Origin of the sequence: Bacillus sp. FF-1 (assembly GCF_028548245.1) — a bacterium.
Classification (GTDB): Bacteria; Bacillota; Bacilli; order Bacillales; family Bacillaceae_G; genus Bacillus_A; species Bacillus_A paranthracis.
Window position 1 is genome coordinate 687,222 of record NZ_JAQQGG010000002.1, and the last position, 22,656, is coordinate 709,877.

General features: G+C 33.7%; 21 protein-coding genes and 1 pseudogene. 6 read left to right on the plus strand and 16 right to left on the minus strand.

The genetic code is table 11. From position 1 onward, the window contains the following. Window positions 1-4: 4 nt before the first annotated feature. The gene (locus PQF83_RS09020) at window positions 5-388 is read right to left on the minus strand and encodes a VOC family protein (protein WP_001049851.1); all 384 of its coding nucleotides are present in this window, start codon (window positions 386-388) and stop codon (window positions 5-7) included. Between the two features lie 284 nt (window positions 389-672). Between PQF83_RS09020 and PQF83_RS09025 the strand changes: the two genes are divergently transcribed. Further along, window positions 673-918 carry a hypothetical protein gene (locus tag PQF83_RS09025; protein ID WP_000433609.1) on the plus strand — a complete coding sequence of 82 codons (246 nt, stop codon included), beginning with the start codon at window positions 673-675 and terminating at the stop codon, window positions 916-918. A gap of 336 nt (window positions 919-1,254) precedes the next feature. Here the strand turns inward: PQF83_RS09025 and PQF83_RS09030 are convergent, their stop codons facing one another. Together PQF83_RS09030 and PQF83_RS09035 are read right to left on the minus strand one after the other, a co-directional pair. After that, a complete protein-coding gene (locus tag PQF83_RS09030) occupies window positions 1,255-1,791 on the minus strand; it encodes a DUF2812 domain-containing protein (protein ID WP_000448685.1) in 537 nt (178 codons plus the stop codon). 7 nt (window positions 1,792-1,798) lie between these two features. Beyond that, window positions 1,799-2,116: a PadR family transcriptional regulator gene (locus tag PQF83_RS09035; RefSeq protein ID WP_001092642.1), complete on the minus strand. Its 318-nt coding sequence runs from the start codon at window positions 2,114-2,116 to the stop codon at window positions 1,799-1,801. 206 nt (window positions 2,117-2,322) lie between these two features. On the opposite strand from PQF83_RS09035, the gene PQF83_RS09040 reads away from it, so the two are divergent. The 3 genes from PQF83_RS09040 to PQF83_RS09050 are packed head-to-tail and all read left to right on the plus strand — an operon-like array spanning window position 2,323 to window position 5,496. Next, window positions 2,323-3,252: an AAA family ATPase gene (locus PQF83_RS09040; protein WP_000608772.1), complete on the plus strand. Its 930-nt coding sequence runs from the start codon at window positions 2,323-2,325 to the stop codon at window positions 3,250-3,252. Further along, the gene (locus PQF83_RS09045; RefSeq protein ID WP_001014371.1) at window positions 3,249-4,412 is read left to right on the plus strand and encodes a DUF58 domain-containing protein; all 1,164 of its coding nucleotides are present in this window, start codon (window positions 3,249-3,251) and stop codon (window positions 4,410-4,412) included. The genes PQF83_RS09040 and PQF83_RS09045 overlap by 4 nt, the downstream gene beginning before the upstream one ends. Next, a complete protein-coding gene (locus PQF83_RS09050; RefSeq protein WP_000860526.1) occupies window positions 4,387-5,496 on the plus strand; it encodes a DUF4018 domain-containing protein in 1,110 nt (369 codons plus the stop codon). The genes PQF83_RS09045 and PQF83_RS09050 overlap by 26 nt, the downstream gene beginning before the upstream one ends. Window positions 5,497-5,552: 56 nt before the next feature. Here PQF83_RS09050 and PQF83_RS09055 read toward each other — a convergent pair whose 3' ends face one another. Together PQF83_RS09055 and PQF83_RS09060 are read right to left on the minus strand one after the other, a co-directional pair. Beyond that, complete coding sequence (locus PQF83_RS09055) at window positions 5,553-7,010, minus strand: MFS transporter (protein WP_001186942.1); 1,458 nt, start codon at window positions 7,008-7,010, stop codon at window positions 5,553-5,555. A gap of 238 nt (window positions 7,011-7,248) precedes the next feature. Beyond that, window positions 7,249-8,466, minus strand: a complete 1,218-nt coding sequence (locus PQF83_RS09060; RefSeq protein ID WP_001286491.1) for an aspartate aminotransferase family protein — start codon at window positions 8,464-8,466, stop codon at window positions 7,249-7,251. A 272-nt stretch (window positions 8,467-8,738) separates the two neighbouring features. Here PQF83_RS09060 and PQF83_RS09065 point away from each other — a divergent pair, with 272 nt between their 5' ends. After that, window positions 8,739-10,115 carry a catalase gene (locus PQF83_RS09065; protein WP_001002151.1) on the plus strand — a complete coding sequence of 459 codons (1,377 nt, stop codon included), beginning with the start codon at window positions 8,739-8,741 and terminating at the stop codon, window positions 10,113-10,115. Window positions 10,116-10,196: 81 nt separating this feature from the next. Here PQF83_RS09065 and PQF83_RS09070 read toward each other — a convergent pair whose 3' ends face one another. The 6 genes from PQF83_RS09070 to PQF83_RS09095 all read right to left on the minus strand — a co-directional run bounded on the left by PQF83_RS09070 (window position 10,197) and on the right by PQF83_RS09095 (window position 17,126). Beyond that, window positions 10,197-11,021 (minus strand): ABC transporter permease, encoded by an 825-nt coding sequence (locus PQF83_RS09070; RefSeq protein WP_000114664.1) that lies wholly within the window; start codon window positions 11,019-11,021, stop codon window positions 10,197-10,199. Window positions 11,022-11,035: 14 nt separating this feature from the next. Further along, entirely contained in the window at window positions 11,036-11,815 is a 780-nt protein-coding gene (locus tag PQF83_RS09075) for an ABC transporter ATP-binding protein (protein WP_000255350.1), read from the minus strand. A gap of 14 nt (window positions 11,816-11,829) precedes the next feature. Then, a complete protein-coding gene (locus PQF83_RS09080) occupies window positions 11,830-12,852 on the minus strand; it encodes an ABC transporter substrate-binding protein (RefSeq protein ID WP_000239838.1) in 1,023 nt (340 codons plus the stop codon). Window positions 12,853-13,026: 174 nt separating this feature from the next. Continuing rightward, entirely contained in the window at window positions 13,027-14,472 is a 1,446-nt protein-coding gene (locus tag PQF83_RS09085; RefSeq protein ID WP_046199287.1) for an aryl-sulfate sulfotransferase, read from the minus strand. A gap of 89 nt (window positions 14,473-14,561) precedes the next feature. Continuing rightward, window positions 14,562-15,041, minus strand: coding sequence for a MarR family winged helix-turn-helix transcriptional regulator (locus PQF83_RS09090; RefSeq protein ID WP_001044428.1), 480 nt, complete (start codon window positions 15,039-15,041; stop codon window positions 14,562-14,564). A gap of 336 nt (window positions 15,042-15,377) precedes the next feature. After that, complete coding sequence (locus PQF83_RS09095) at window positions 15,378-17,126, minus strand: adenine deaminase C-terminal domain-containing protein (protein WP_000531397.1); 1,749 nt, start codon at window positions 17,124-17,126, stop codon at window positions 15,378-15,380. Window positions 17,127-17,344: 218 nt separating this feature from the next. Between PQF83_RS09095 and PQF83_RS09100 the strand changes: the two genes are divergently transcribed. Then, complete coding sequence (locus tag PQF83_RS09100) at window positions 17,345-17,683, plus strand: DapH/DapD/GlmU-related protein (RefSeq protein ID WP_113732942.1); 339 nt, start codon at window positions 17,345-17,347, stop codon at window positions 17,681-17,683. A 287-nt stretch (window positions 17,684-17,970) separates the two neighbouring features. Here PQF83_RS09100 and PQF83_RS09105 read toward each other — a convergent pair whose 3' ends face one another. The 5 genes and pseudogenes from PQF83_RS09105 to PQF83_RS09125 form a co-directional block, all read right to left on the minus strand. Beyond that, complete coding sequence (locus PQF83_RS09105) at window positions 17,971-18,609, minus strand: LysE family translocator (protein ID WP_000624906.1); 639 nt, start codon at window positions 18,607-18,609, stop codon at window positions 17,971-17,973. Then, entirely contained in the window at window positions 18,602-19,363 is a 762-nt protein-coding gene (locus tag PQF83_RS09110) for a YqcI/YcgG family protein (RefSeq protein ID WP_001143350.1), read from the minus strand. Before PQF83_RS09110 ends, PQF83_RS09105 begins: the two co-directional genes overlap by 8 nt. Before the next feature lie 23 nt (window positions 19,364-19,386). Beyond that, complete coding sequence (locus PQF83_RS09115; RefSeq protein WP_000278064.1) at window positions 19,387-19,863, minus strand: YbaK/EbsC family protein; 477 nt, start codon at window positions 19,861-19,863, stop codon at window positions 19,387-19,389. A 616-nt stretch (window positions 19,864-20,479) separates the two neighbouring features. After that, complete coding sequence (locus PQF83_RS09120) at window positions 20,480-21,646, minus strand: serine hydrolase domain-containing protein (protein WP_000747151.1); 1,167 nt, start codon at window positions 21,644-21,646, stop codon at window positions 20,480-20,482. A gap of 327 nt (window positions 21,647-21,973) precedes the next feature. Further along, window positions 21,974-22,479 (minus strand): annotated as a pseudogene (locus PQF83_RS09125) (DUF3902 family protein). Window positions 22,480-22,656 lie beyond the last annotated feature (177 nt).

Consider the following 22,656-nt stretch of genomic DNA (forward strand, 5'->3'; position numbering starts at 1 on the left):
CCTTCTATTCTAATGAACTGCAAATTTCAATATAATTTCCATCTGGATCAGCAATATATGCAATGGTTTGCCCCCACGGCTTTACAATTGGTTCAACTAAAACCTTAATACCTTGTTCTCTAAGTTGCTCAATCGTTTCTTGTACATTTTTGACAACGAATCCTAATTCAAAATGAGAAGATTGTAACTCGCCTTCTGTAAGTGGTAATCCTGTTAATTCTTTCACATCTTGCCGCGTATTCATTGCTAATATTGTAGATCCCGTATTAAATTCAATATATGTACCGTGCTCTGATTTTATAGGTAACTGTAAAATATCTTTATAGAATTTTAAACATTCCTCAAACTTTTCTACATATAAAATGATGTACTTCATTTTCAAATTCATTTTACATCCCCCCTTTATATCCATCCCTAAAATTTCGACAAAAGTCTCATAAAAACCTTGTTTCCTATAGTAACGAGCACAAAAAAATGAGGCCGATTTCTCGGCCTCCCAGCTTATTGGCATAAAACAGGAGATTTGGTTTGGACATAACCAGTTCGTACTCTTATTATATTTTATTTTTTCTGAATTTTAAATACATTAAACACCTATTTATATTGAGAAAGTTTTTTCGCTTGCATAAAATTAATGAGTTTAAGAAATGCTACAAATGGAGGTGTATACATATGGAACCAATGCTATGTCCAAGTTGTAAAACGAACCGTACTCGCTTTAATATTCTTGAGCAACAAGTAAAACCAGTCAAATTAAATCCACAAACTGGTCAAGTAGAAGAAGAATATACAAATGAAACGATGAATGCTTTTCATATGGCCTATCAAGGACCTACTTACAGAGTCCAATGCGCTGTATGTGGGCTTGTTGAAAATCCTGAACAATTTATTAAACCTGCTCAAAATCAGTCTTTCTAATAAAAACATGATTATCCCTTGTAGAAATAGATTTTTCTATAAGGGATTTTTTCGTTTTATACTTTAATAAAAAACGTGTTTCTTCCTTATTATAAGTTACACCCCACATCTTTTTAGTCATCTTTTATTTTTTGATCCTCAATATGAATCTTTTTTCTTCATTTATTATTTTCAGGATAAATTGCGGCTTTGATATTGTTAATTTTATGCCTTCATATAGATTTTTATTATATAAAAAAGAGTGAGCAAAAATACGATTATATAGAAACAAAAGAAGTTGATTCCCATATTAATTACCTCTTTACAAAATCAACTTCTTTTCAACTCCACTTTTTATTATAATATTTCACTTTTTAATTTCTTGATTTTCCAAGAAAGTCTTATAAAGAAGTACATCCACATACCACCTGTAAGACCGGTCATAACTTTCGCCCACATTGGCACTCTTGATTCCATCGGGCTTAAAAACAGATTATACATTGATGGTAATAAACTTGCTGATATAATAACAAGGAATAACAATAATTCATTTAGTTTTTGTATCCTCGTCTCCTTTTCTGAGTAAATATCAGGCAATTCATTTACTTCTTCTACTTCTTTACAAAAATAATTCCATCTTGTGAAACTTGTTACGCGTTTCCAACCTGACATTTCGTATATTTCGAAATATTCTTGTTGTTGTTCTTTCGAATCTCTATAAACCAATCTAAAATCAGCTTTGTATATTACATCTTTTGGCTCCGTTTTCTGAAACGTATACATTAAATTATATTTTTGTAATGCCCAACCTTGCTGATGCATCTTTCGTAAAAAAGCTTCTTCTTTTTCTAAATTCCATGCCGTAAAAAACTTGAATACCCTTTTTGTCTCCATCTTCCATTCACTCCCCTAATATACTATTCCCATTCCTTACAGATCTCTGCAACCTGTTATACTCTAGCTCTAACACTTCTTTACCAAGTGGCGTTAACTCATAGCACTTCTTTCTATCTGTTGAGGCAACTTCAACAATTAATTTCTCTTTTAATAACTTCGTCGTATTCCCGTATAAAGTTCCAGGACCGAGCTTTACTTCTCCATTTGTCATCTCTTCTACCATTTGCATAATTCCATAACCGTGCATTGGTTTCACTAGTGATAACAGTATGTAATATGTCGCCTCAGTTAACGGAATATATTTTCTCGCTTTCGTATTCATTATAACCACCTCCGATACATCGCCTCATGATATATCGACTTGCGATACATCGTATACCGATATTATATATTCACACTCCAAAATATGCAAGAGTATAATTTAATAATTGAATATTTATTTCTTTGAATTGAAAAATCATATAAATTTTCTGAATAATTTGTTAAAATATAGAAATATCCGTTTATATTTTGAAAGGAATGATATATATGATAAATAAATTGAAGGAAAATATAGGATCAGTTTTTGTAGGTAAAGAAAATGTTATAGATCTATTAATTGTTTCCTTGCTTGCTGACGGACATGTGCTTCTTGAGGATGTACCTGGTACCGGGAAAACGTTACTTGCGAAAACACTTTCAAAAAGTATTGGTGGTAATTTTTCTCGCGTTCAATTTACACCGGATGTACTTCCGAGTGATGTGACAGGTATTGAATATTTCAATCCGAAAACGAGCGAATTCGAGTTAAGACTCGGACCAGTCGTGGCAAACATTCTACTGGCAGATGAAATTAACCGTGCAATGCCGAGAACACAGTCTAGTTTATTAGAAGCGATGGAAGAACGACAAGTGACGCTTGAAAAGCAGTCAACTCCTCTTCCAAAACCGTTCTTTGTTATTGCGACGCAAAATCCAATTGAATCACAAGGAACGTTCCCTCTTCCAGATGCACAGCTTGATCGCTTTTTAATGACAATTTCTATAGGTTATCCGAATTCTGAAGATGAACTACAAATGATGCGACGTTTTCGTAACGATGCACCACTAGAAAGTGTCACATCTGTTATTACTTTAGATGATATTTTAGAGGCACAGAAACAAGTAAAAGAGATTTTCGTATCAGAACCGTTAGAACATTACATTATTAAACTTGCTCATGCTACAAGAAATCATGATTATATCGCTAACGGTGTAAGTCCGCGTGCCACACTTGCTTTAGTACGTGCAGTTCAAGCGCTAGCCTTTTTACGCGGGAGAGAATATTGCACACCAGAAGATATACAATTGTTAGTTCCTTCTGTTTGGAATCACCGTATCATCTTATCAATGGAAGGCGCATTACGTACGACAAAAAATGAAATGATGCAAAAGATTTTAAAAGAGGTTGACGTACCAGTGGAGATTGAGCAAACATGAATGGACAGCGCGTTGTAACTGTACCTTTATTTTTTCAACTTCATATTATTCAACTATCTGTTCCAGGCGCGATACTATTTACATTTTTTATGCCGCAACGAATCATTATGTTTTTCTTTTTCTTCTACTATTTATTTGCGATTTTCATTTATAAATATGTCGCATATATAGAAAAACAGTTTCAAGTGCTAAACGAGAAACAAACAACTCGTTTATTTCCTAATGAATCTGGACAATTTTTTATTCATTTAAAAAACGGAGCAAACATACCACTCGTTAACGGTGTTTGTTATTTTCATTTAGACCCGTCCCTACTACCGAATAAAGATCAAGGAATTGAACAAATATCAAAAACACTATTCTCTTTCCCATTTTCACAACCTGCTCATTCAGCGCAAAAATGGGATTTATCATTAACTGCAACGAAGCGTGGCGTGTTTCAAATTGAACAGTTCGAATGTGTTTTGAAAGATCCTTTTCATTTATTATCTGTACATTTACCTGTATTTGATAAATTAAGAACTGAAATTATTGTGTATCCATCACCTAAAGAAGTAGCAGATTTGCAAGAACTTCAGCAACTTTTAAATGGATCTTATCGAACGAATTTTTCTTTTTACAATGATGAAACATCTATTATCGGTGTGAAACGGTACGAACGTGAGTCTTTCCGTTCCATTCATTGGAAAGCATCTGCCAAAATGCAGGAATTACAAGCAAAGCAATATGAGCCTGTTAAAAATTATAGTTGGACAATTTGTCTTTCATTAGCTGCTGATCGCGGGTTTGGTTGGAAAGATAATATAGAAGACCTTATTTCATTTGCAACATACATTTGTCAATATGCTACGAAGCATCAAATACCGTTTGAATTATTTATTAGTGTATTAGCTGAAGGTGGCCCTCTGCACTTACCATTAAATGAAGGACAAACACATTACGCAAAAGCTTTAGAGGAATTGGCACGTATTTCAGACGATAGCACACTAATTCCGAAACAAGGATTTCTCCATTATACAAATAGAAAAGGAGAACGATTGTCTACAATGATTTACATTGGCTTGCAGAAGAATGACCTCTCTCTTCTATCGCAACCTACGTTTCTCATAAATAACGAAGGGATGGTGGAAAAGCTTGAAAACTTGGCTCTATCACGTTAATGACTTTATTCTGCTGCTCCTCCTTTCGTTATTAACAGAAAGGGACGAACTTGTTGCTATTGCTATATTTTTAGCACTAAGCTATATTGGTGTATTTCTAATCCATACATTCACGAAGAAAAAAACGACTGGATTTGTCATACTGTTAATGACTCAAATAATCGGTTGTTCTATCTTTCTCCCGTTCTCTCTATTTGGCACAATTATGTTACCGCTTTTCTTCTTTATCGTACATGTAGTTGGACCAGGATACCCAGTTCAAAAATCGTTAGGTGGTATTGTTTGGTTTGGTGTTTCGGCTATATTTTATGCTCCCTTTCCACCACTCGGGAAACTATTACTATTAGTTATACACATTATGATTACATTTTGGTTAACTGGAGCAAATCGTAATCAACAGTTATTACGTTTCGCTTCTATTATTACGATTGGTGTAATGAGTATAGTACTTATTCAAGTGTTTCCTTTCATTCGGCTTGTTTTTTCATTTATCATAGAAGCAGTTGCATTAGGGTTCGGATACGCTATCAATCCATTATTTTCAGCAGCCGTGTTAAAAGAAACAGATGATTTTTGGTCGAATAAAGGAAATCTAAAAGACCCTACAATTAAGGATGATTTGGAGCCACGTTCTTTTGATCCAACTCTTATAAATAGCATTACCATATTAGTTTGTACACTCATTGCTATTTATGTCGTTTGGAAAATAATAAAAAAACGAAAACAATTCAGTTTACCAAATATACCTGTCTTTGAATCTACTATCATCACTGATAAAGAAGGAATGAGCCAAAAACGTTTGAAACGAAACAAACCGCCACATAACGAAATTCGAAAAGAGATTTTTAAGCTTGAAAGTAAGTTAACTCCCCCTTTAAATAGAAATCGAGGAGAAACTATTGAGGCATGGTTAGATAGAATAAATAGTGAAGAAGATGTAAATATTCAGAGTCATATTATTAGTAATGCTTATAATACAGTGCGTTATTCAAATGAGGAAAACATCGTACTTTTGCAGGAATTTAAGGATGAAATTCATAAGCTTTACATGTATCAGAAGGATTTAAAGAAAAGGAAAAAATAATACAACAAAAAGACTCCTATTTTCATAGGAGTCTTTTTATACTTCTACCTTACTTTTTAAATTGAGGCGTTTTTCCCTGCTTCAATCTCTAATGACTCTTCATGCCACCAAAGTGTTTCTTCAGGATCTTCTTTAGCAATTTGGTGTGCTTCTTTTTTCGATTCTACTGTAGGATATGAACCTTTTAGCGCACGTCCTGATGTTGTAACGAATAGTACACTAAATACAACTAATCCAATAATACTTACACCTGTTAAATAAAATGCCGGTGCAAGCGGGTTACCAGTTGCATGAACTAAGTATGAACATACAAGTGGTGTTGTACCACCAAATATCGATACAGAAATATTAAATGAGATTGAAAGTGCTCGATAACGTACATCAGTGAAAAAGAGTGATGGTAATAATGAAGGTAATGTTCCTTCATATACACTTAGGAAGAAACCTAATACGAAAATACCTGCAAATATAGCTGCAATATGCCCGTTACCTATTAGTAAAAATGCTGGAATTGCAAATACAGTTAAACCAAGTAAACCAATTTGCACGACGCGTTTATTACCAATTTTATCACTTAATTTACCGAAATATAGTGCTAGTGGAATCATAAGTGCCATCGTAATAGAAATAATTAGTAAGCCTGTTGTTTCTTCGACTTTAAGTACTTGAGTTAGATAAGAAGGAATATACGAAAGAATCATATAATTTGTAATATTAAAGAAGGCGACAATTACTGTGCTTAATAAGAAGTCTTTTTTGTGATATTTCATAATATCCATAAATGAAAATTGTTCATTGTCTTCAGATTCCTCTTGTGCTTTTTCCATCTCTTCAAAGATGGGAGATTCATCTAAATGACGGCGTAAGTATAAACCGACCAAACCAATTGGTGCAGCTATTAAGAAAGGAATACGCCAGCCCCAGCTGAGCATTTGTTCATCTGTTAACAATAACGTCAAAATGGTAACAATTACCGATGCAGCAATGTAACCTGAGAGTGTTCCAATTTCAAGACCACTACCGAGTATACCACGCTTTTTATCTGGAGAAGATTCTGCGATATAAACCATTGCTCCTGAATATTCGCCGCCTGTAGAGAAGCCTTGAATCATTCGGGCAACTAAAAGTAGTATTGGTGCCCATACACCAATTTGTTCATAGGTTGGTAGTAATGCGATGAATAATGTAGAAAGTGCCATTAAAATAATAGTAGTACTTAACACGATTTTTCGGCCGTACTTATCTCCTATTCTACCAAAGAATACACCTCCGATTGGTCGAACGAGGAAGGCCGCTGCAAATGTACCGAATGTAAGTACAAGTTGCAATCCACTATTATCAACACCTGAGAAGAATAATTGACTTAAAATTACCGCTAAATACGCGTATAATCCGAAGTCAAACCACTCCATTGCGTTCCCTATACCAGTAGCAACTACTGCTTTCCTGGCTTGTTTAGGATTAACAATATTAACGTCTTGAGGTTCAAAATTCAAATCATTATTTTGTTGCATATAATAAAACAGCTCCTTATTTAATTTAACTTCTTTAAGCACACCTTCTCTTATTGAATAAAATTAATTCGAAGCACTTAAGGAAAATTAACGTCTCCTTATCTGTTATTATTGTTTCACATAATTAATTATTTGTCCAATGAGATGCTCTCTAGGTTAAGTAATTTACTATTTTAAAAAGCTGAAGAAGCCGCTAAAATAGCGACTTCTTCAGCTTTTTATATTTTTTTATATTTTTTTAAATACTTGCTGTAGCAGCTATGTTATGAATACAGGAAATAAACTCATAAATGAATGCGTCAATTTCTTCTTTCGTAATAATATACGGCGGAAGTAATCGAATAATATTCCCTTGTGTTACATCGACCAACATTCCTTTACTCATTAACTCAATCTGTAATTTCTTCACATTTTCATTCGTGTCATTCACACTTATCCCAAACATCATCCCCGCATGACGCACTTCCTGAATATAATAAGAATTTTCTTTCTGAATGTCTTGCAGTTTGTCATTCAAATATAGTGACGTTTCATATGCTTCTTGCATTAAACCATCGTCAAGTAATGTATTTAATACAGTTAAACCTAAAGCCGTTCCCATTGATGAATGAGCAAATGTTGTGCCGTGATCTCCTGGTGCAAATACATCACATAACCTTTCACCTACAATAATTCCGCCAAGTGGTATCCCGCCTCCTGCTCCTTTACCAATTTGAATAATATGTGGTGTAATATTGAAATTTTGATAAGCAAATAGTTTTCCTGTTCTTCCCATACCACTTTGAACTTCATCAACGATAAGTAGTACATTATATTTCTCACATAAGTTTTGAACACCATGTAAATATTCACCCGATAATGGATAAATCCCCCCACTTCCTAATACAGGTTCTAACATAATTGCAATTGGATTTTCATGAATTATTGTCTCTTCTAATTGCTCTATATTCTCGCGCTCAACTTCATATACTGGGATCGATGTTTTCGGGAAATTTTGATATACACTTTCTTGTCTCGTAAAATGAAGTGCCCCCAACGTACGCCCGTGGAAACTATTCTTCAACACTACAATTCCTTCACGTTCTTCATGCATAATAGCTCTATATTTATCAATTAATTTCAACGTCGTTTCTGTCGCTTCCGTACCAGAGTTTGTAAAAAAGACCTTTCCGTTTTTTAAAGAGCAATCAACTAATTTCTTTGCATATTCAATCGCAACTGGATTTAAAAAATGAAACGGTAAATGCAACGACTTCGTAACTTGATCCATTGTTGTTTGTACGATTTTCGGGTGATTGTATCCTAATACATTTACTCCGACACCAGAAAATAAGTCTATATACTCTTTACCATCCACATCATACAGTTTACACCCTGCTCCTCTTTCTATCGCAAGCTTTGTACGACAGTACGTTGACATCATATACTCTTTATCTAATTGAAACCAATCCGACATGTTACATTCCTCCTAGTTATTTTCCCTGTTTTATTTATGTTCATTTTCTATAAAGTCATGTATAAATTCATTTTTAAGATTGAAATTTTAATAGTAATGTTCTTCCCGATATTCATTTTTCCATAATTTCTTCTATTTCAACAGGTCCACTACATACGCGTTTTTCTCATCTAGCGGTCTGTAACTAGTTTGAACTTAGCGTGTTATACATAATCAAGGCTATAAAATCATATTTAGTAACAATGGACGAAAAAGATTTGGAGGCTATATTGATGAATGAACACTATGATAAACAGAGGCAATCTTTACTAAGGAAAGACTTTAATGAAAATGGAGAACGTAATGAACAAGCAATCCTTCACTCTCAAACAGTTGGTTCACGTGGACCTGTTCTAGAGCAAGATAGTGTGCTTCACGAGGCGTTACAACAATTTATTCACGAAAAAATTTTAGAAAGACCTGTTCATGTAAAAGGATTTGGTGCGTTCGGTTATTTTCAAACAATCTATCCAATGCCCGAACATACTAAACTAAATTTCCTACAAAATGCTAATGAGAAAGTTCCCGTTATGGTGCGATTTTCATTAGCTGTTAGCACGAAAGGAACACCTGATACTTCTAGAAATGTACGCGGTTTTTCTACAAAATTTTATACTAAAGAAGGTATTTTCGATCTATTATGTAATCACATTCCTGTCTTTTCTGTACGCGATCCGATGCGTTTCCCTGAAACCATTCAAGCGTTGTCACCTTCACCTAAAAATAACTTATTAGACTCTAATAGATTTTGGAGCTTTGTCGCTAGAGCACCTGAATCCATACATTTCGTTGTCCGTTTGTACTCTGATAATGGTACGGCCAAAAGCCTTCGCCACATCCCAGGACATAGTGTAAATACATATGTTTGGAGAAATGCAGAAGGCAATCGAAAGTATGTAAAGTATCATTGGTACCCATTTGAAGGTGTACAATTCATTACTAGCGAGGAAGCAAATAAACTGGCTGCCGAAAACCCTGATTATAGCGGCAAAGATTTATATGATGCAATTGCAAACGGTAAACCAGTGGAATATGGTTTATATGTCCAGCTCATGGACCCGAAAGATGAAGCGCATCTTTCTTACGACCCTTTAGATGATACAAAAATATGGGATGAAAAAGCGTATCCTCTTATACCAGTCGGCAAAATGGTATTAAATAAAAACCCTGAAAATTATATGGAACAAGTAGAAAAAGTCGTTTTCTCCCCTTCTAATTTACTTGACGGTGCTGAATTATCAGATGATAAAATGTTGCAAGGGCGAGCTAACATTTATAGTGATTCTCAAAGAAGAAGAATTGGTCCCGAATTTCGGAAATTAACGATTAACCAACAGCAAAATTGGACACCTGCTAATCAAATAACGAGCGGTGACGGAAGATACATTGAAGGTGAACTTGAAAGAACTTCAATAACGAAACAAGATGACTTTACGCAGGCTGGTGAATTTTATACGAAGTTAAAACCGATAGAAAAAGAACATCTTGCAGAAAACTTAGCTGGTGATTTGAAAGTTATATCTGATGATATTAGAAAGATAGTGTTAGAGTATTTTCATAACGTGTCAGCTGATTTGGTGAAGAGGATTGAAACCAAGATAGAAAAATAATAAGAAGTAAGAACGCATCGACTTTTTTCATAAAAAAGAGCCATTTATCTAACCTTTTTTAGTCAGCTAAATGGCTCTTTTTTATTTTTTCACCACATTATATCTTTTCAGAACTACACTTCCGAATTTATTAAATATCCGATCCATCAAGAAGCCCATCAATCCAAGAATAACAAGACCGACAAAAATCCAATCTGTTTTGAAATATAACCTTGCATTCCAAATCATATAACCAATTCCTTCATTAGCTGCAACCATTTCAGCTCCAACAATGGCCATAAATGAGGATCCCATTGCAAGCTTTGCCCCCGTATAAATATAAGGAAGTGCTGCTGGTATGATGACATGGAACATAATTTGCCATTCTGATGCTCCCATACTTCTCGCTGAGCGAATTTTATCTTCTTCAACAGCTTGCACACCGGTAATTGTGTTAATCGTCACAATAAAGAAAGTTGCATACATAATGAGAAAAATTTTAGATTGCTCTCCAATACCAAACCAAAGCATAAATAATGTTATAAAGGCAAGAGGTGGAATAAAGCGAATAAAATTGATAACTGGATCAAATAGCGCTCTTAACCATGGGATTCGGCCAATTAATAATCCTACCGGAATGGCTACAAGATTCCCTAAAATCCATCCAGCTATTACTCTTAAAAAACTAACTCCTATATATATAAATAAGGAACCATTTTGACTCAGTTCAATTGCTCCATACAAAACTGCTATCGGACTTGGCAAAAATTGCGGATCAGAAAAATTCGCTACAACACTCCATATCGTAAGGATAAGTATCCAAGCGATAATTCCACTTTGTAATAGCTTCTTTTGTAAACCAATCTTGAAATTATTTGTTTCATAAATAGTCTCTTTTCTTGCAATCTCATCTTTCAACACGCTCATATTTGGACCTCCTTTCAATCAAAGTGTGATTGAATCATTTGATAATAGTAATTAAATTCTTTATCTGTAAATGTTCTCGGATACGGTAGTGGAATATCGTAAATCTTTTCAATTTTTGAAGAAGGTCCTTTAGACATTACCCCTATTCTTTGCCCAAGTAATAGAGCTTCTTGAATATCATGAGTGACAAAAATAATCGTTTTGTTTGTTTCTTTCCAAATTCGAATTAACTCTATTTGCATTGTTCTTCTAGTCATTGCATCGAGTGCTCCAAATGGTTCATCCATTAATAAAAATTGCGAGTCATTGGCTAACACACGTGCTAATTGAACTCTTTGTTTCATTCCTCCAGAAAGTTCTCTTGGATATTTTCCTTCATGCCCATCTAGTCCAACAAGTTTTATATAGTGAGAGGATATATCATTTCGGGTCTGCTTTATCATTTTTTTCATTTTTAAACCAAATTCAATATTTTCTTTAATTGTTAGCCACGGAAAAAGCGCTGCGTCTGCTTGTTGAAATACGACGCCACGATTTCTATCAGGCTTAATTACCTCTTCATTATTGACTATTAGTTTCCCTGATGTCTTTTCAACAAATCCAGCAACCATACTTAATAACGTAGATTTTCCACATCCGCTTGGGCCAAGTAATATAAAAAATTCACCATTCCCAATTGTTAAATTTACATCTTCTAAAACAAATTGTTCGTTATTAAATGATTTAGATAACCCAGAAATAGAAATGGCCACAGGAGATTTCAATACTTCTTTTTCACTTACTGTACTCACCATACTTCACTCCTATTCTATTTATAAGTAACAGATTCAGGGAAAGCTTTTTTAAGTGCTTCAAGATTAATTTTATCTTTCAATTCATATTTATCTTTCAGTTTCCCTTTCTCTTCTAACCATACTTTCATATCTTCTAAATGTTTTGCGTCCTCCTCTGTAAATCCAAGAACATAGTTTTGTCTTTCAATATCTTTTAACGCATCTTTCTCTGGTAGTTTCAATTGCTCAAAAGCAAGCTTAGCGGTTTCTTTTTTATTGTTATCTACATATTTAATACCTTCAGATAAAGCCTTAAGTGTGTTTTCAACAGCTTTTGGATTCTTCTCGACGAATGATCTTTTTGCTAGTAAATAGCTGTCAATTGTAACGCCTGCACTTTCTAAATCACCTAATTTTGTTACACCTTTTATATTTTTAAATTTATCCTTTAATGCACCAGAACTCCAAACAGCATCTATATCACCATTTTTCATTCCTACAATAGCTTCGTCTGGTGTACTATATGGAACGAAGGTAATATCCTTTTCATTAATATGTTTCGCTGCCAAATATTTCGCCCAAACATACTCCGTTACAGTCCCTTTAGATACGCCTAACTTTTTACCTTTTAAATCATTTTCTGTTTTAATCCCCTCTCTAACTAGAAGCTCATTGTCTTTTGATGATTTTTCATTTCCTCGCGTAAGTGTTGAAATTACGACCATATCTCCTTTTCCTAACGAATTTAAAAGCGCATAATCAGCAGCAAGACCTGTATCAGCTTGTTCCGTTAATACCGCATTAACTGTATCAATTCCATAAGCAAAATTCGATAGTTGAGCTTTAATACTATTTTTCTCAAAATAGCCTTGTTTCTCGGCAGCTCTAAACTGAAAAGATCCGCCAGCAGCTGTATCTATAGCCATTTTCACCGCGGCCGTTTCTTTCCCATTACTTTTTGTCGTTCCCGCACTTTCTTTTGAAAAGTTTGAGCATCCTGCTACAGCTAAACTAGTAACCATTGATAAACTTAAAAATAAAGGCTTTAGTTTCACCATTTATCATTCCTCCATAACAATTTGTTCAAGCTTGAAGTAAGATTTGTTTAACCGAAATATTACGTTAAATTATTACAAATAAAGAAATGGAAACGTTTTGTCATATAACAAACCTATCAAGTTCATTTTAATAAGTGGGGGAAATGACTCTCCCCACACTTTAAATTACTAACGTTAATCTCGTATTTTATTTATTTCTTCCAATGTCGCTACACAGAAATCTCCGGTGCCGTAAGATATTGTTCCTTCGACTGTCACAACAGATTCCGTACCAGCTTCTGCAGCATTCGGGACTCTAAATGCTGCTATATCAAGAGGAGTAATTTCTTTCTCCTCTGGTTTTTCTAGTTGAGGTACCCACTCATACGGTACACGATACGCACGGTAAACCATATTGGAGTTTCTGTTATTTTTATAAGGTGAAATATATTCCCATACAAGCTCATGCTCACGAGTAACTTCAAAAATCCGACCATCTGCTCCTTCTGTAATCAATGTATTTCCGTTTGGTAGCCTTTGGGCAGAACTAATATATGGACTGTAAAATCGATACGAATCTAAAGGAGCTTGATATCCAGCTTCAGTTGGCGTATATTGCCACTCAATTTCTAAAGTTACTGGATTAATTTCTAGAATCCTCGAGTGATCACGAACAGCATTTTTGGAACCGTATGGAGATGCAGGGTTTGGAAGACCGTATCCTGCCCAACCACCATTATCAAATACAAGTAAATTCCCTTCTCCAGGCAATCCTTTCGGAATGATATGTGCATGATGTTGTCCAATGATCCATCCTAAATGCTTAACATCTGGGCTAGAATAATCAGGACCGAGTTTCCAAACTATATTTCCTGTCTTCTTGTCAATAATGGCAATTATATTTGACTCCCTAGCATCCCAAATAATATTTTCAGGATGAAAACGTTCATCTCCTTGGTCATAAAACTTATTCGGACCAATTGTAGACATAGAATTTATATGCATCCAATCTCCATCCGAATTACCACCAAAGGATCTAATATTAGGATTACAGAATAGTACATTTTTAGCACTTTCATCAAATCCAAGTTCTTCAAAATGATCACTGACAGCCCACTCCCATATAATATTCCCTTCCCAATCTACCTCAATAATGACATCATCTAATAACGGCTTATCGGATATATTCGGATTATGTACATTTTTGTGTGCTAAAATTAACGTATTTCCACCATCTGTTTTCGGTTCTAATTCTGGTGCATAGTAACCCACGGGATTTCCCTCACGCTGATAATCATGATGAGCTCTAGCCATCCACTGCGGATCATGGCCTGGGTCTTCAATGTGTTCCAGACGGTTAAATCTCCAGACTATGTTTCCTTCCCAATCTACTTGAACTAAATCTACTTCATCTTGAAAACCGTACTCAGGATCTCTTTGTGCTGTATGACCAAAAACATATCCGCCTGGTAATAACTTATTTGGAAATCCACGCAGTCCTTTCCATAAGTGTACTTCCTTTCCATTCATATCAATTAATAACGCACCATGATCTGCAGCTTGATAAATTGTATAACCACTCCAAGCTTTCCCGGGATTATATACTGTTGCCCCTGTTGGATAAATTGTTGGATGTCCCATTCTTTCCACTCCTATTCATATTATTAATAAGTCACCTTTTAACAGTTTGAATTTTCAGACCCAAATAACTAGAGTAATAGTATTCTTTGTTATTCCTCTGTATTCTCATTGCTTAGTTTCATAATTGTATCCGAAAGGTGTTCTAAATTATGGGCTAAGCGTTTAAAAACTTCGGTCTGCACTTGTAATTCTTCTGTTGAAAATCCATCGAATAAAACAGACATAAAACTTGTTCTTATTTTATTATTTCGCTTTATAAATTTCAGGCCATCTTCAGTAATATCAAGTAAAGTGATTCGTCTATCTTCCTGATGACGTTTCCGAATAGCCAAGCCTCTTTCTTCTAACTTATCGCATAATGCCGTAATCGCTCCTGATGTAAAATCCAGTTCTTCTGCTAAATCAGTTAGACGCTGCTCACCATCTCGAATAATTTTGTTTAATATTAAGATGCCCGGCAACATAATACCTTCAATCTTAATTTTGTCACGTTCCTTTACAAACTTACGGACCATTTTACGAAACAACCAATCTGTTTCTTCGATTAATGTTGGCATCGTTTTATTCATATCTCCTCCGCTCCTTGCTCTATGAATAATACAAAAAGGCACGAACACATTTCAAAATTATGAAATGTATACGTGCCTTTGGTTATCCAATCAGCTATTCAATTTGTTTTAGCATTAAAATAATGAGTGGTAAAATAAGTAATATCCACATATTAATCCATTAATTCCTATGCGTCAAGTATGTTTTAAAAATATATTTTCCTAATTTATCTATTTGTTCTCGTTTAAGGTTATTTTTGAGATTATTTATATGTAACCCTATTTATAACAATACATCTAAAATATAAAACTCCCCCACTTTACATAACTACTGTAGCGGAGGAGTTCTTTCTAATATTACTTTATCAAATTCACCGGCGAAGCAACTACCTTTCCACTTTTCACATCATATAGCCCTATAGGCGTTACCCGTATAAAAGGCAAGTGCGTCGCAGAAAAGAATAAAATTGTAAATGCTGGATCATCATACGCGTAGCCACGCTCTTGTAGTAATTTCACCATCTGTTTCTCTTCCTGTATTAATTCACTCATTTTTAAATTAGACATAATTCCGAGCAATGGTAATGCGATTTCATGTAATACTTCATTCTTCTCAGCTATTACCATTCCCCCGCCAAGCTCTTTTACTCTATGAAAAGCTATAAGCATATCTTCTTTTCTTTTTCCGATAAGAATGATGTCACCTGTACCAGAATAAGAGCTAGCAAGCCCACCTAGTTCTTTCGCAAAACCTTTCACAACTGTATTCACTCGCCAACTGCCATCACGAGCAATCATCATAAGGAAACATTCATCATGATCTGTGGACAATTCATTACATTCTATGTTGATTTTACTAGTATATGGTTTTGTAATAACGTTATTTAATAAGTGTATACCCGTTTTATTAGAGAAAATCATATCCTCTTTTTCTATGGACCAATCTAATGATAATGGAGTTACTTTACATTTACCCCAGTCTATATGTAATGCTTCATGCGTATTTACACCGTCACGCTTCACCCATTTCCCCTTTGCAATAACGCTCGCTGGTACTGGGTTTTCTTTACTTTCTAAAATATTGATATTTGCAATTCTCCCTGTCCCAATCGAACCATGTATATGCTCCATATTATAATAACGAGCAATATTATAACTTGCCATATGATATGCATCTATTACTGGAACACCTTGCTTTATAGCAGTAGTAATCATTACATTCGTCATTCCGTTTTCATAAAAGGACGGATGAGAACCATCTGTTGTGAAAAAGAATCTATCAAATTGCTTCACACCTAATTCCAGTAGTTCTTTTAATAAAACTTCTAAATCTGGTCGGATGGAAGAGTTTCGAAGAGAAACAGTGTAACCTTGCATAAGACGAGTTAACACTTCTTGCCCCGTCATTGCTTCATGATCACAGTCTGTACCTAACAGTTTTAATTTTACTAACGTTGCTTCAGATGCTCCTGGGAAATGTCCTTCTACTTTTTTCTGTAATCGCTTTGTTTCCTGCACCCAAGTTAGCATTTCATCATCGCCATGTAATAATTTTGGCCATGCTGTTAGCTCCCCTCCTTGAAGAACTGCTTCATGCTGTAGCCATTCTATTATTTCTTCACTATTAAATAAAGATTGCCCATTTTGCAATTCAGTTTGTCCATCAAAACGGCACCACCAATACATACTAGCTGGAAGCTTTTTAAATTTATCTAATAAATGAAATGATTCCTCACGCTTTAATGTGAAAAATAGAGTTAAATTATCATTAATAAAAGTTGTTGTCCCAAATTGCATCGCATGATTCGCTAACGTCTCTGGATTATATAATTGATATGGATGTGCATGCGGTTCTATGTAACTAGGAACGACATACTTTCCATCACAATCAATAACTTCACATTCATGTAGTTGCTCTGGTAGTTTTTCTCCTACATATATAATTCTGTCATCATAGATCCAAATATTTGCTTCCATCCATTCACGTATATAGGAATTTAAGTATGTTGCGTTCTTTAATAATTTATGAGGACTTCTTGTACCGTCTATTATTTCAACATGTTCTCGTAATTGCTCGTTACTCCATCTGAACTGATTTTGTCCCAATGTATTTCACTCCAATGCCATATTAGTTAAGACGAAAAATAATTAATTAACTAAACTATTTTCTATTTAAGTCCACTCAATATATATCACTATTATATTTAACAATCATAAAAATTACAATTTTCGGAATATAAATCGTTTTATTGTTCACTTCTTCCTCATTTGAACATGAACATTTCTGTGAAGTTGTTTTACTGGAACCTTTGAAAGAATAATGAATATTTTGTAAGGGCAAAAACGTATTTTTTAACAATGGATGTTCTTTTCAAGATAGAGATGGGATTCAAATAGGAGACAATTGTATAATCGGTATGAATGCTACAATTGCCACACTTAATCACGGGCTAACTTTAGAAACAAGAAACACGACATACGCCTCCCCTGTTACAATTGGTGAAAATGTATGGATCGGGTCTAGTGCAACCATACTTCCTGGTGTGACACTTGGAAACAATTCAGTTATTGCTACAGGGGCAGTTGTTACAAAGGATGCACCTGCAAACATTGTCGTTGCAGGAGTGCCCACAAAAGTTGTGAAAGTAATTCATAGCAATTAAAAACATTCTAGATTTTTCAAATGCAAACAAGCTACTTTTATTGAAATTTGCTTTACTGCTTATATATTTATTTTATCGTTCTTGTTAAGAATTTTATTTCTCTTTGTGAGAAGAGAATGTGCCTATATATTTTTCTATACAGCAATAAAAAGACTTATAGAATGATTCTATAAGTCTTTTACTATAAGGAATTAACCTATACTTATCAATTAACAAATTCAAAAACCAAAAGGTTCGCTATGAATAAAGTTCTAAAAAATAACTATCGACTCTAATTATCAATCATTTCATAATAGTCTATCAACCCCTCTTACTGCCTCATAGCCAAAATATATTCCAAACATAATTAAAACAATTCCTGCTACTATAGAAATCCATTTCATTACTGTATGATTAATAAATCTTCTACCAAAATGAATAGATGTAGCCATAAATATATCCCAAAGCATAATCCCAGCAAAAATGGCTGCACTATACCATAAAGCTTGTTCTTTTCCAATAGTATTCATAGCACTAGTTAGAACTGATCCGTATATCCCTATCCAAAAAATAATATTTAATGGATTAGAAATTGCGATAGCAAACCCCGATAGAAAAGATTTTAAAGGATGTTCTTTTTCACCTGATGAAATATATTGAACTTGTTTAGTAGCTTCTTTCATGCTTTCATAGCCTAAATAAATCATCGTTACAAAACCAAAAATCCAAATGCAGAGCTGGGCAACTGGAGTTGTTAAATAAGTCGAAATACCAAAGTAAATTAAAAACATCATTACAACATCTGCTGACATTGCTCCAACTCCTACTAACCATGCACTCAAAAAACCATTTTTTATTCCTTTATTTATTTGAGCAACATTAATCGGACCGACTGGTGCAGACAATGAAATCCCTAATAATATATAACTGAATATCATGCTAATCATTTTTCTTCAACCCCGTAATAGGACATCTCATTACACTTTCTTCATTTGTTTCTGGTAACATATATTGTTTCCATTCAAAGGTTTCTTTTATTCCGTAATCCCCTATATCTGGATGCATTGGAATATCATCATATGCTAACAAACGTTTTCTAATCACTTTCCGTACTTGTTTCCCTTGTTTTGTATCACCTGTAATATCATCTAGAGTACCTCGAGGTTGTAACGTAATTTCAAGGCCGGTTCCTGTATATCTACTTTTTCTCTCAGAATATATTGGAGCCCTACAAACGACAAATATAGGTTCACCACCAAAACAAAATTCCCATTTAGCGTTATAAGGATCTATTGGTATTTCTGCATTCCATGGCTCCGGATCATTTCTCATTAAAAATTGTAATACATTCCAAAATTGTTTTTTGTATTCTTCAGCCAGTAATTGTTTATTAGATGGTTTAAAAAATATTACTAAAGTAGTTCTCTTTGCAATTTGTTGATATGTTTTAATATATTCATAAATCCCATCTCTTAGTTTGAACAATTCATTTTCATCATAAGCCGATTCAGAAAATATATATCTAGACCAACCATGTTTCTCAGAATCTACTGCAAAATAACACGGAAATGGTTTAGATTGATCTAAAATGCTATCGTGAAAATTATTGAAAGATATAGTTTTCCACTCATCTAAAATCCCTTTATTTTGTTCTTCAATTATTCTCTTTTGATCGTATAAATACATTTTTGTAGTTGGCATTACTAAAATCCCCCCTAATATATTTATGATCTTTTCTCATATATTAAAATATTATTCTCAACAATATTTAAGATTTTATTTATACTTTTTGTAGGTATTTCAATTGTTATCTCAGGTATACCGGGAGATAACAAAAATTTATTATAGTTATAAATTTTTCGATCTATAATAAGTGTGATTTCATCTGAATAGCCAAATGGAGATACACACCCTGGAACACAAGAAGTTTTTTCTATTAACTCCTCGGCTGAACAAATAGAAATCTTTTTTCCAACCAAATCTTTCATAAGTTTTGAATCTAATTTTTCTCCTTCAACAGTTACAAATATGTAATAGTTATTTGATTTATCTTTTAAAAATAAACTTTTACTGGGTACACCTTCTAATTTAAACCTTTCTCTAATTTTTCTATCTGTTTCATAATCTAATATTGGCTCATGTGTATATTGTGTATACGATATAGCCGCTTCTTCTAACAGTTCTACTACTTGTTTATACATATTTATCCTTCCTTTGATTTCATTACAAAATTTGAAAAGATAGCCTTTTCTATTGCTGTTCCCGCTTCCTATTCTTTTTCACAATATATTCAATTATAGTTTACGACACAATTAAATTTGAAATAAAATACAAATTTGTAATATAAATGGAACCAAAATATAAAACTTATATTAATCATTATTTTCATAATAGTCAATCATTCTTACACAAATCATAATTATCTATTTTTGTATACTTAATTCTATTTGTTATTAATTCATACGATAAAAGTACCTTATTATGTAAATTACGGAAATACATTTAAATATTTTTCAACAAAAATCAGAATTCACTTATTATTAACCCCAAAATCTAGAACTACTTACCTTTGTATGTTGCAATATTTTAAAAATGTAAAAGTCACTATAAATAAGAAATATCAAATAAATATAATAGATTTATAGTAAAATGAAAAAATTTAAATACATCATTACTTTTCTTGTAACAGCACATAAAAAACCCGCATCATGGGAAGTAAATTGCTCATGATTCGGGATTTTTTAAGAGTATATTTTAATAACAATTAAATCACATACAAGTCCTTATATACCTCTATAGTAGAACTCTTTTCATCTATTATTTATTAAATTCAACTTGCATCATTTTATTAAACTGTGTAAGGATTTCAACCGGACCTAAAGAATTAGCATTGACAGCAAATGTATGCTTGCCTCCAATTACTCCACCAGCAAAAGTCATAAACCCAGGAATTGATCCTCCGTGCCCCCAAACTGAGACACCATTTGGAAGTTTCGTCTCATAGATTCCAAGGCCATATCCATCACCAACCCCTTTTCCTTCTATAGGAACTGTAGTAAGCATTTCTTTTAACTCGTGTTCCTTCAGTAACTTACCACCGAGTAAAGATGAAAAGAACTTGTTTAAATCATCCGCATTAGAAATCATATCTCCAGCTGCATTAGCTAAACTCGGATTATAATACGTAATGTCTTTCAACTCGCCTGTTTCGTCCATTTTCACATATCCACGAGCATGATTCTTTCCTGGAATGACGGGTGAATTTCCTGGTAAAAACGTATTTGGCAAGTCCAGAGGTTCAATAATTCGCTTTTCAATTTCTTCCGCATAACTATTACCAGTTATTTTTTCAATTAGCATTCCCAATATTACATATCCTGTGTTTGAATACAACCAGTCTTTGCCCGGCGAGAAATCTGGAGGTAGAGAAAGACCTATTTTCACTATTTCTTCAGCTGTATACGTTTTTTTCGAATTCATTATGTCAGCATCTTTTGACTTTAAGTATTCAGCGATACCACTTGTATGATTCAAAAGTTGGCGTATCGTAATTTGATTGCCATCATACCCATTTCCTTGAACGAGACCCGGTAACCACTTCTCAATTGAATCGTCAAGTTGTACGCGATTTTCTCCAACTAATTGAAGAACCGTCGTGGCGGTAAAAGTTTTCGTCACACTACCAATTCGAAAGCGATAATCTGATTTCACCGGTTTCTTTGTGCTTAAATCTGCTACGCCAGCAGTATAACTACTAATTTTCCCTTTATTAGACGTCTTAGCTAATACCCCTGGTGCTCCAATTTGGATTGTTTCCTGTAATACTTGTTTCCAGCCATTCCGATTCTTTTGATCATGTACTTTTGACGAATTAGAAATACTTTGAGTAGACTCTGCTTTCACAGTAAAACCAGGTGTAAATAGAGTAGTACCCGCTAATAAAACTGTCAAACTCGCTAACTTCATTGAATTACGTTTTTTCATAAGGATTTCTCTCCCCTATTCATATCGTATTGATTCAAGCTATACTTTCATCCTATATGATAAAACTGTCTTTTTTCTTATCCATTCCTTACGAAATACTTACGTTTAAAGTTTGATACAATCTGCTGAGAAAGAATTATGTATGAAAATAAAAAGGGCATAAAAAATAAGGAAAGTCCCTTAACCTCCCCCGTTTTTATTTCACCTTATCTTAATTATTTTAAGATGTTTCATTGTGTTCGTATTAAAATGAATAAAAAAGAACGTGTTTTCATTTTTTATGTAAACACGTTCTCTTTTATTTAAACAACTAATCTATATTCACCTTTACCATCCTGCACTAGCGTTCATACCATTTCCGATAATAGAAAGTAATAGTGGCCATAATACTGGTCCTAACGTAAGAAGTAGATTTAGAAGTATAAGTATTCTATATACACCGGTGAAATTATGATTTTTACGATTAACAAATACGAGACTGACTAATGATAGTATGGTCGTTAAAAATAACACTAACATTACCAACCAATACCACACCATTAAACTGAGACTCCATGGTGTTAATAGCTCGTGTATGATACAAAATGAAATTCCTAACACAGCAAAACTAAAGCTAGTCACCGCTGTTTTTATAAGCCATTTATTTATTTTTTGTCGTATGTAGTTTTACAATATAAATCTATTAAAGTGAATAAAGATAAATATGCCATTAATACGCCTATCCAAGACAATAACCAGTCTCCGTCCCCTTTGAATAATAAGAACAGCAACCAACACATACCTACTGCAGAAAAAACAAAGGAAATAAGTATGCTTTTCAATACTGATTTCATTACATTTTCACACCCTTAAAAAACTTAAAAATTAATTATAATTTATAAAAATTAAGTATAGGTTAACATGTAATGAAGTATAAGTAAATAAAGTTAATTTACAGTTAATTTCATTTTCTTATTTAAAGGCGGTTTCATTTTTACAACAATTAAGGCTTCAATAAAACGTAATATATG

Bases quoted from the DNA above. Each gene is read 5' to 3' on its own strand.
- PQF83_RS09020 (WP_001049851.1), bottom strand. From the start codon at position 388: ATGAATTTGAAAATGAAGTACATCATTTTATATGTAGAAAAGTTTGAG.
- PQF83_RS09110 (WP_001143350.1), bottom strand. From the start codon at position 19,363: ATGCCAACTACAAAAATGTATTTATACGATCAAAAGAGAATAATTGAA.
- PQF83_RS09030 (WP_000448685.1), bottom strand. From the start codon at position 1,791: ATGGAGACAAAAAGGGTATTCAAGTTTTTTACGGCATGGAATTTAGAA.
- PQF83_RS09085 (WP_046199287.1), bottom strand. From the start codon at position 14,472: ATGGGACATCCAACAATTTATCCAACAGGGGCAACAGTATATAATCCC.
- PQF83_RS09115 (WP_000278064.1), bottom strand. From the start codon at position 19,863: ATGTATAAACAAGTAGTAGAACTGTTAGAAGAAGCGGCTATATCGTAT.
- PQF83_RS09060 (WP_001286491.1), bottom strand. From the start codon at position 8,466: ATGTCGGATTGGTTTCAATTAGATAAAGAGTATATGATGTCAACGTAC.
- PQF83_RS09075 (WP_000255350.1), bottom strand. From the start codon at position 11,815: ATGGTGAGTACAGTAAGTGAAAAAGAAGTATTGAAATCTCCTGTGGCC.
- PQF83_RS09080 (WP_000239838.1), bottom strand. From the start codon at position 12,852: ATGGTGAAACTAAAGCCTTTATTTTTAAGTTTATCAATGGTTACTAGT.
- PQF83_RS09025 (WP_000433609.1), top strand. From the start codon at position 673: ATGGAACCAATGCTATGTCCAAGTTGTAAAACGAACCGTACTCGCTTT.
- PQF83_RS09070 (WP_000114664.1), bottom strand. From the start codon at position 11,021: ATGAGCGTGTTGAAAGATGAGATTGCAAGAAAAGAGACTATTTATGAA.
- PQF83_RS09090 (WP_001044428.1), bottom strand. From the start codon at position 15,041: ATGAATAAAACGATGCCAACATTAATCGAAGAAACAGATTGGTTGTTT.
- PQF83_RS09120 (WP_000747151.1), bottom strand. From the start codon at position 21,646: ATGAAAAAACGTAATTCAATGAAGTTAGCGAGTTTGACAGTTTTATTA.
- PQF83_RS09105 (WP_000624906.1), bottom strand. From the start codon at position 18,609: ATGATTAGCATGATATTCAGTTATATATTATTAGGGATTTCATTGTCT.
- PQF83_RS09045 (WP_001014371.1), top strand. From the start codon at position 3,249: ATGAATGGACAGCGCGTTGTAACTGTACCTTTATTTTTTCAACTTCAT.
- PQF83_RS09065 (WP_001002151.1), top strand. From the start codon at position 8,739: ATGAATGAACACTATGATAAACAGAGGCAATCTTTACTAAGGAAAGAC.
- PQF83_RS09055 (WP_001186942.1), bottom strand. From the start codon at position 7,010: ATGCAACAAAATAATGATTTGAATTTTGAACCTCAAGACGTTAATATT.
- PQF83_RS09040 (WP_000608772.1), top strand. From the start codon at position 2,323: ATGATAAATAAATTGAAGGAAAATATAGGATCAGTTTTTGTAGGTAAA.
- PQF83_RS09035 (WP_001092642.1), bottom strand. From the start codon at position 2,116: ATGAATACGAAAGCGAGAAAATATATTCCGTTAACTGAGGCGACATAT.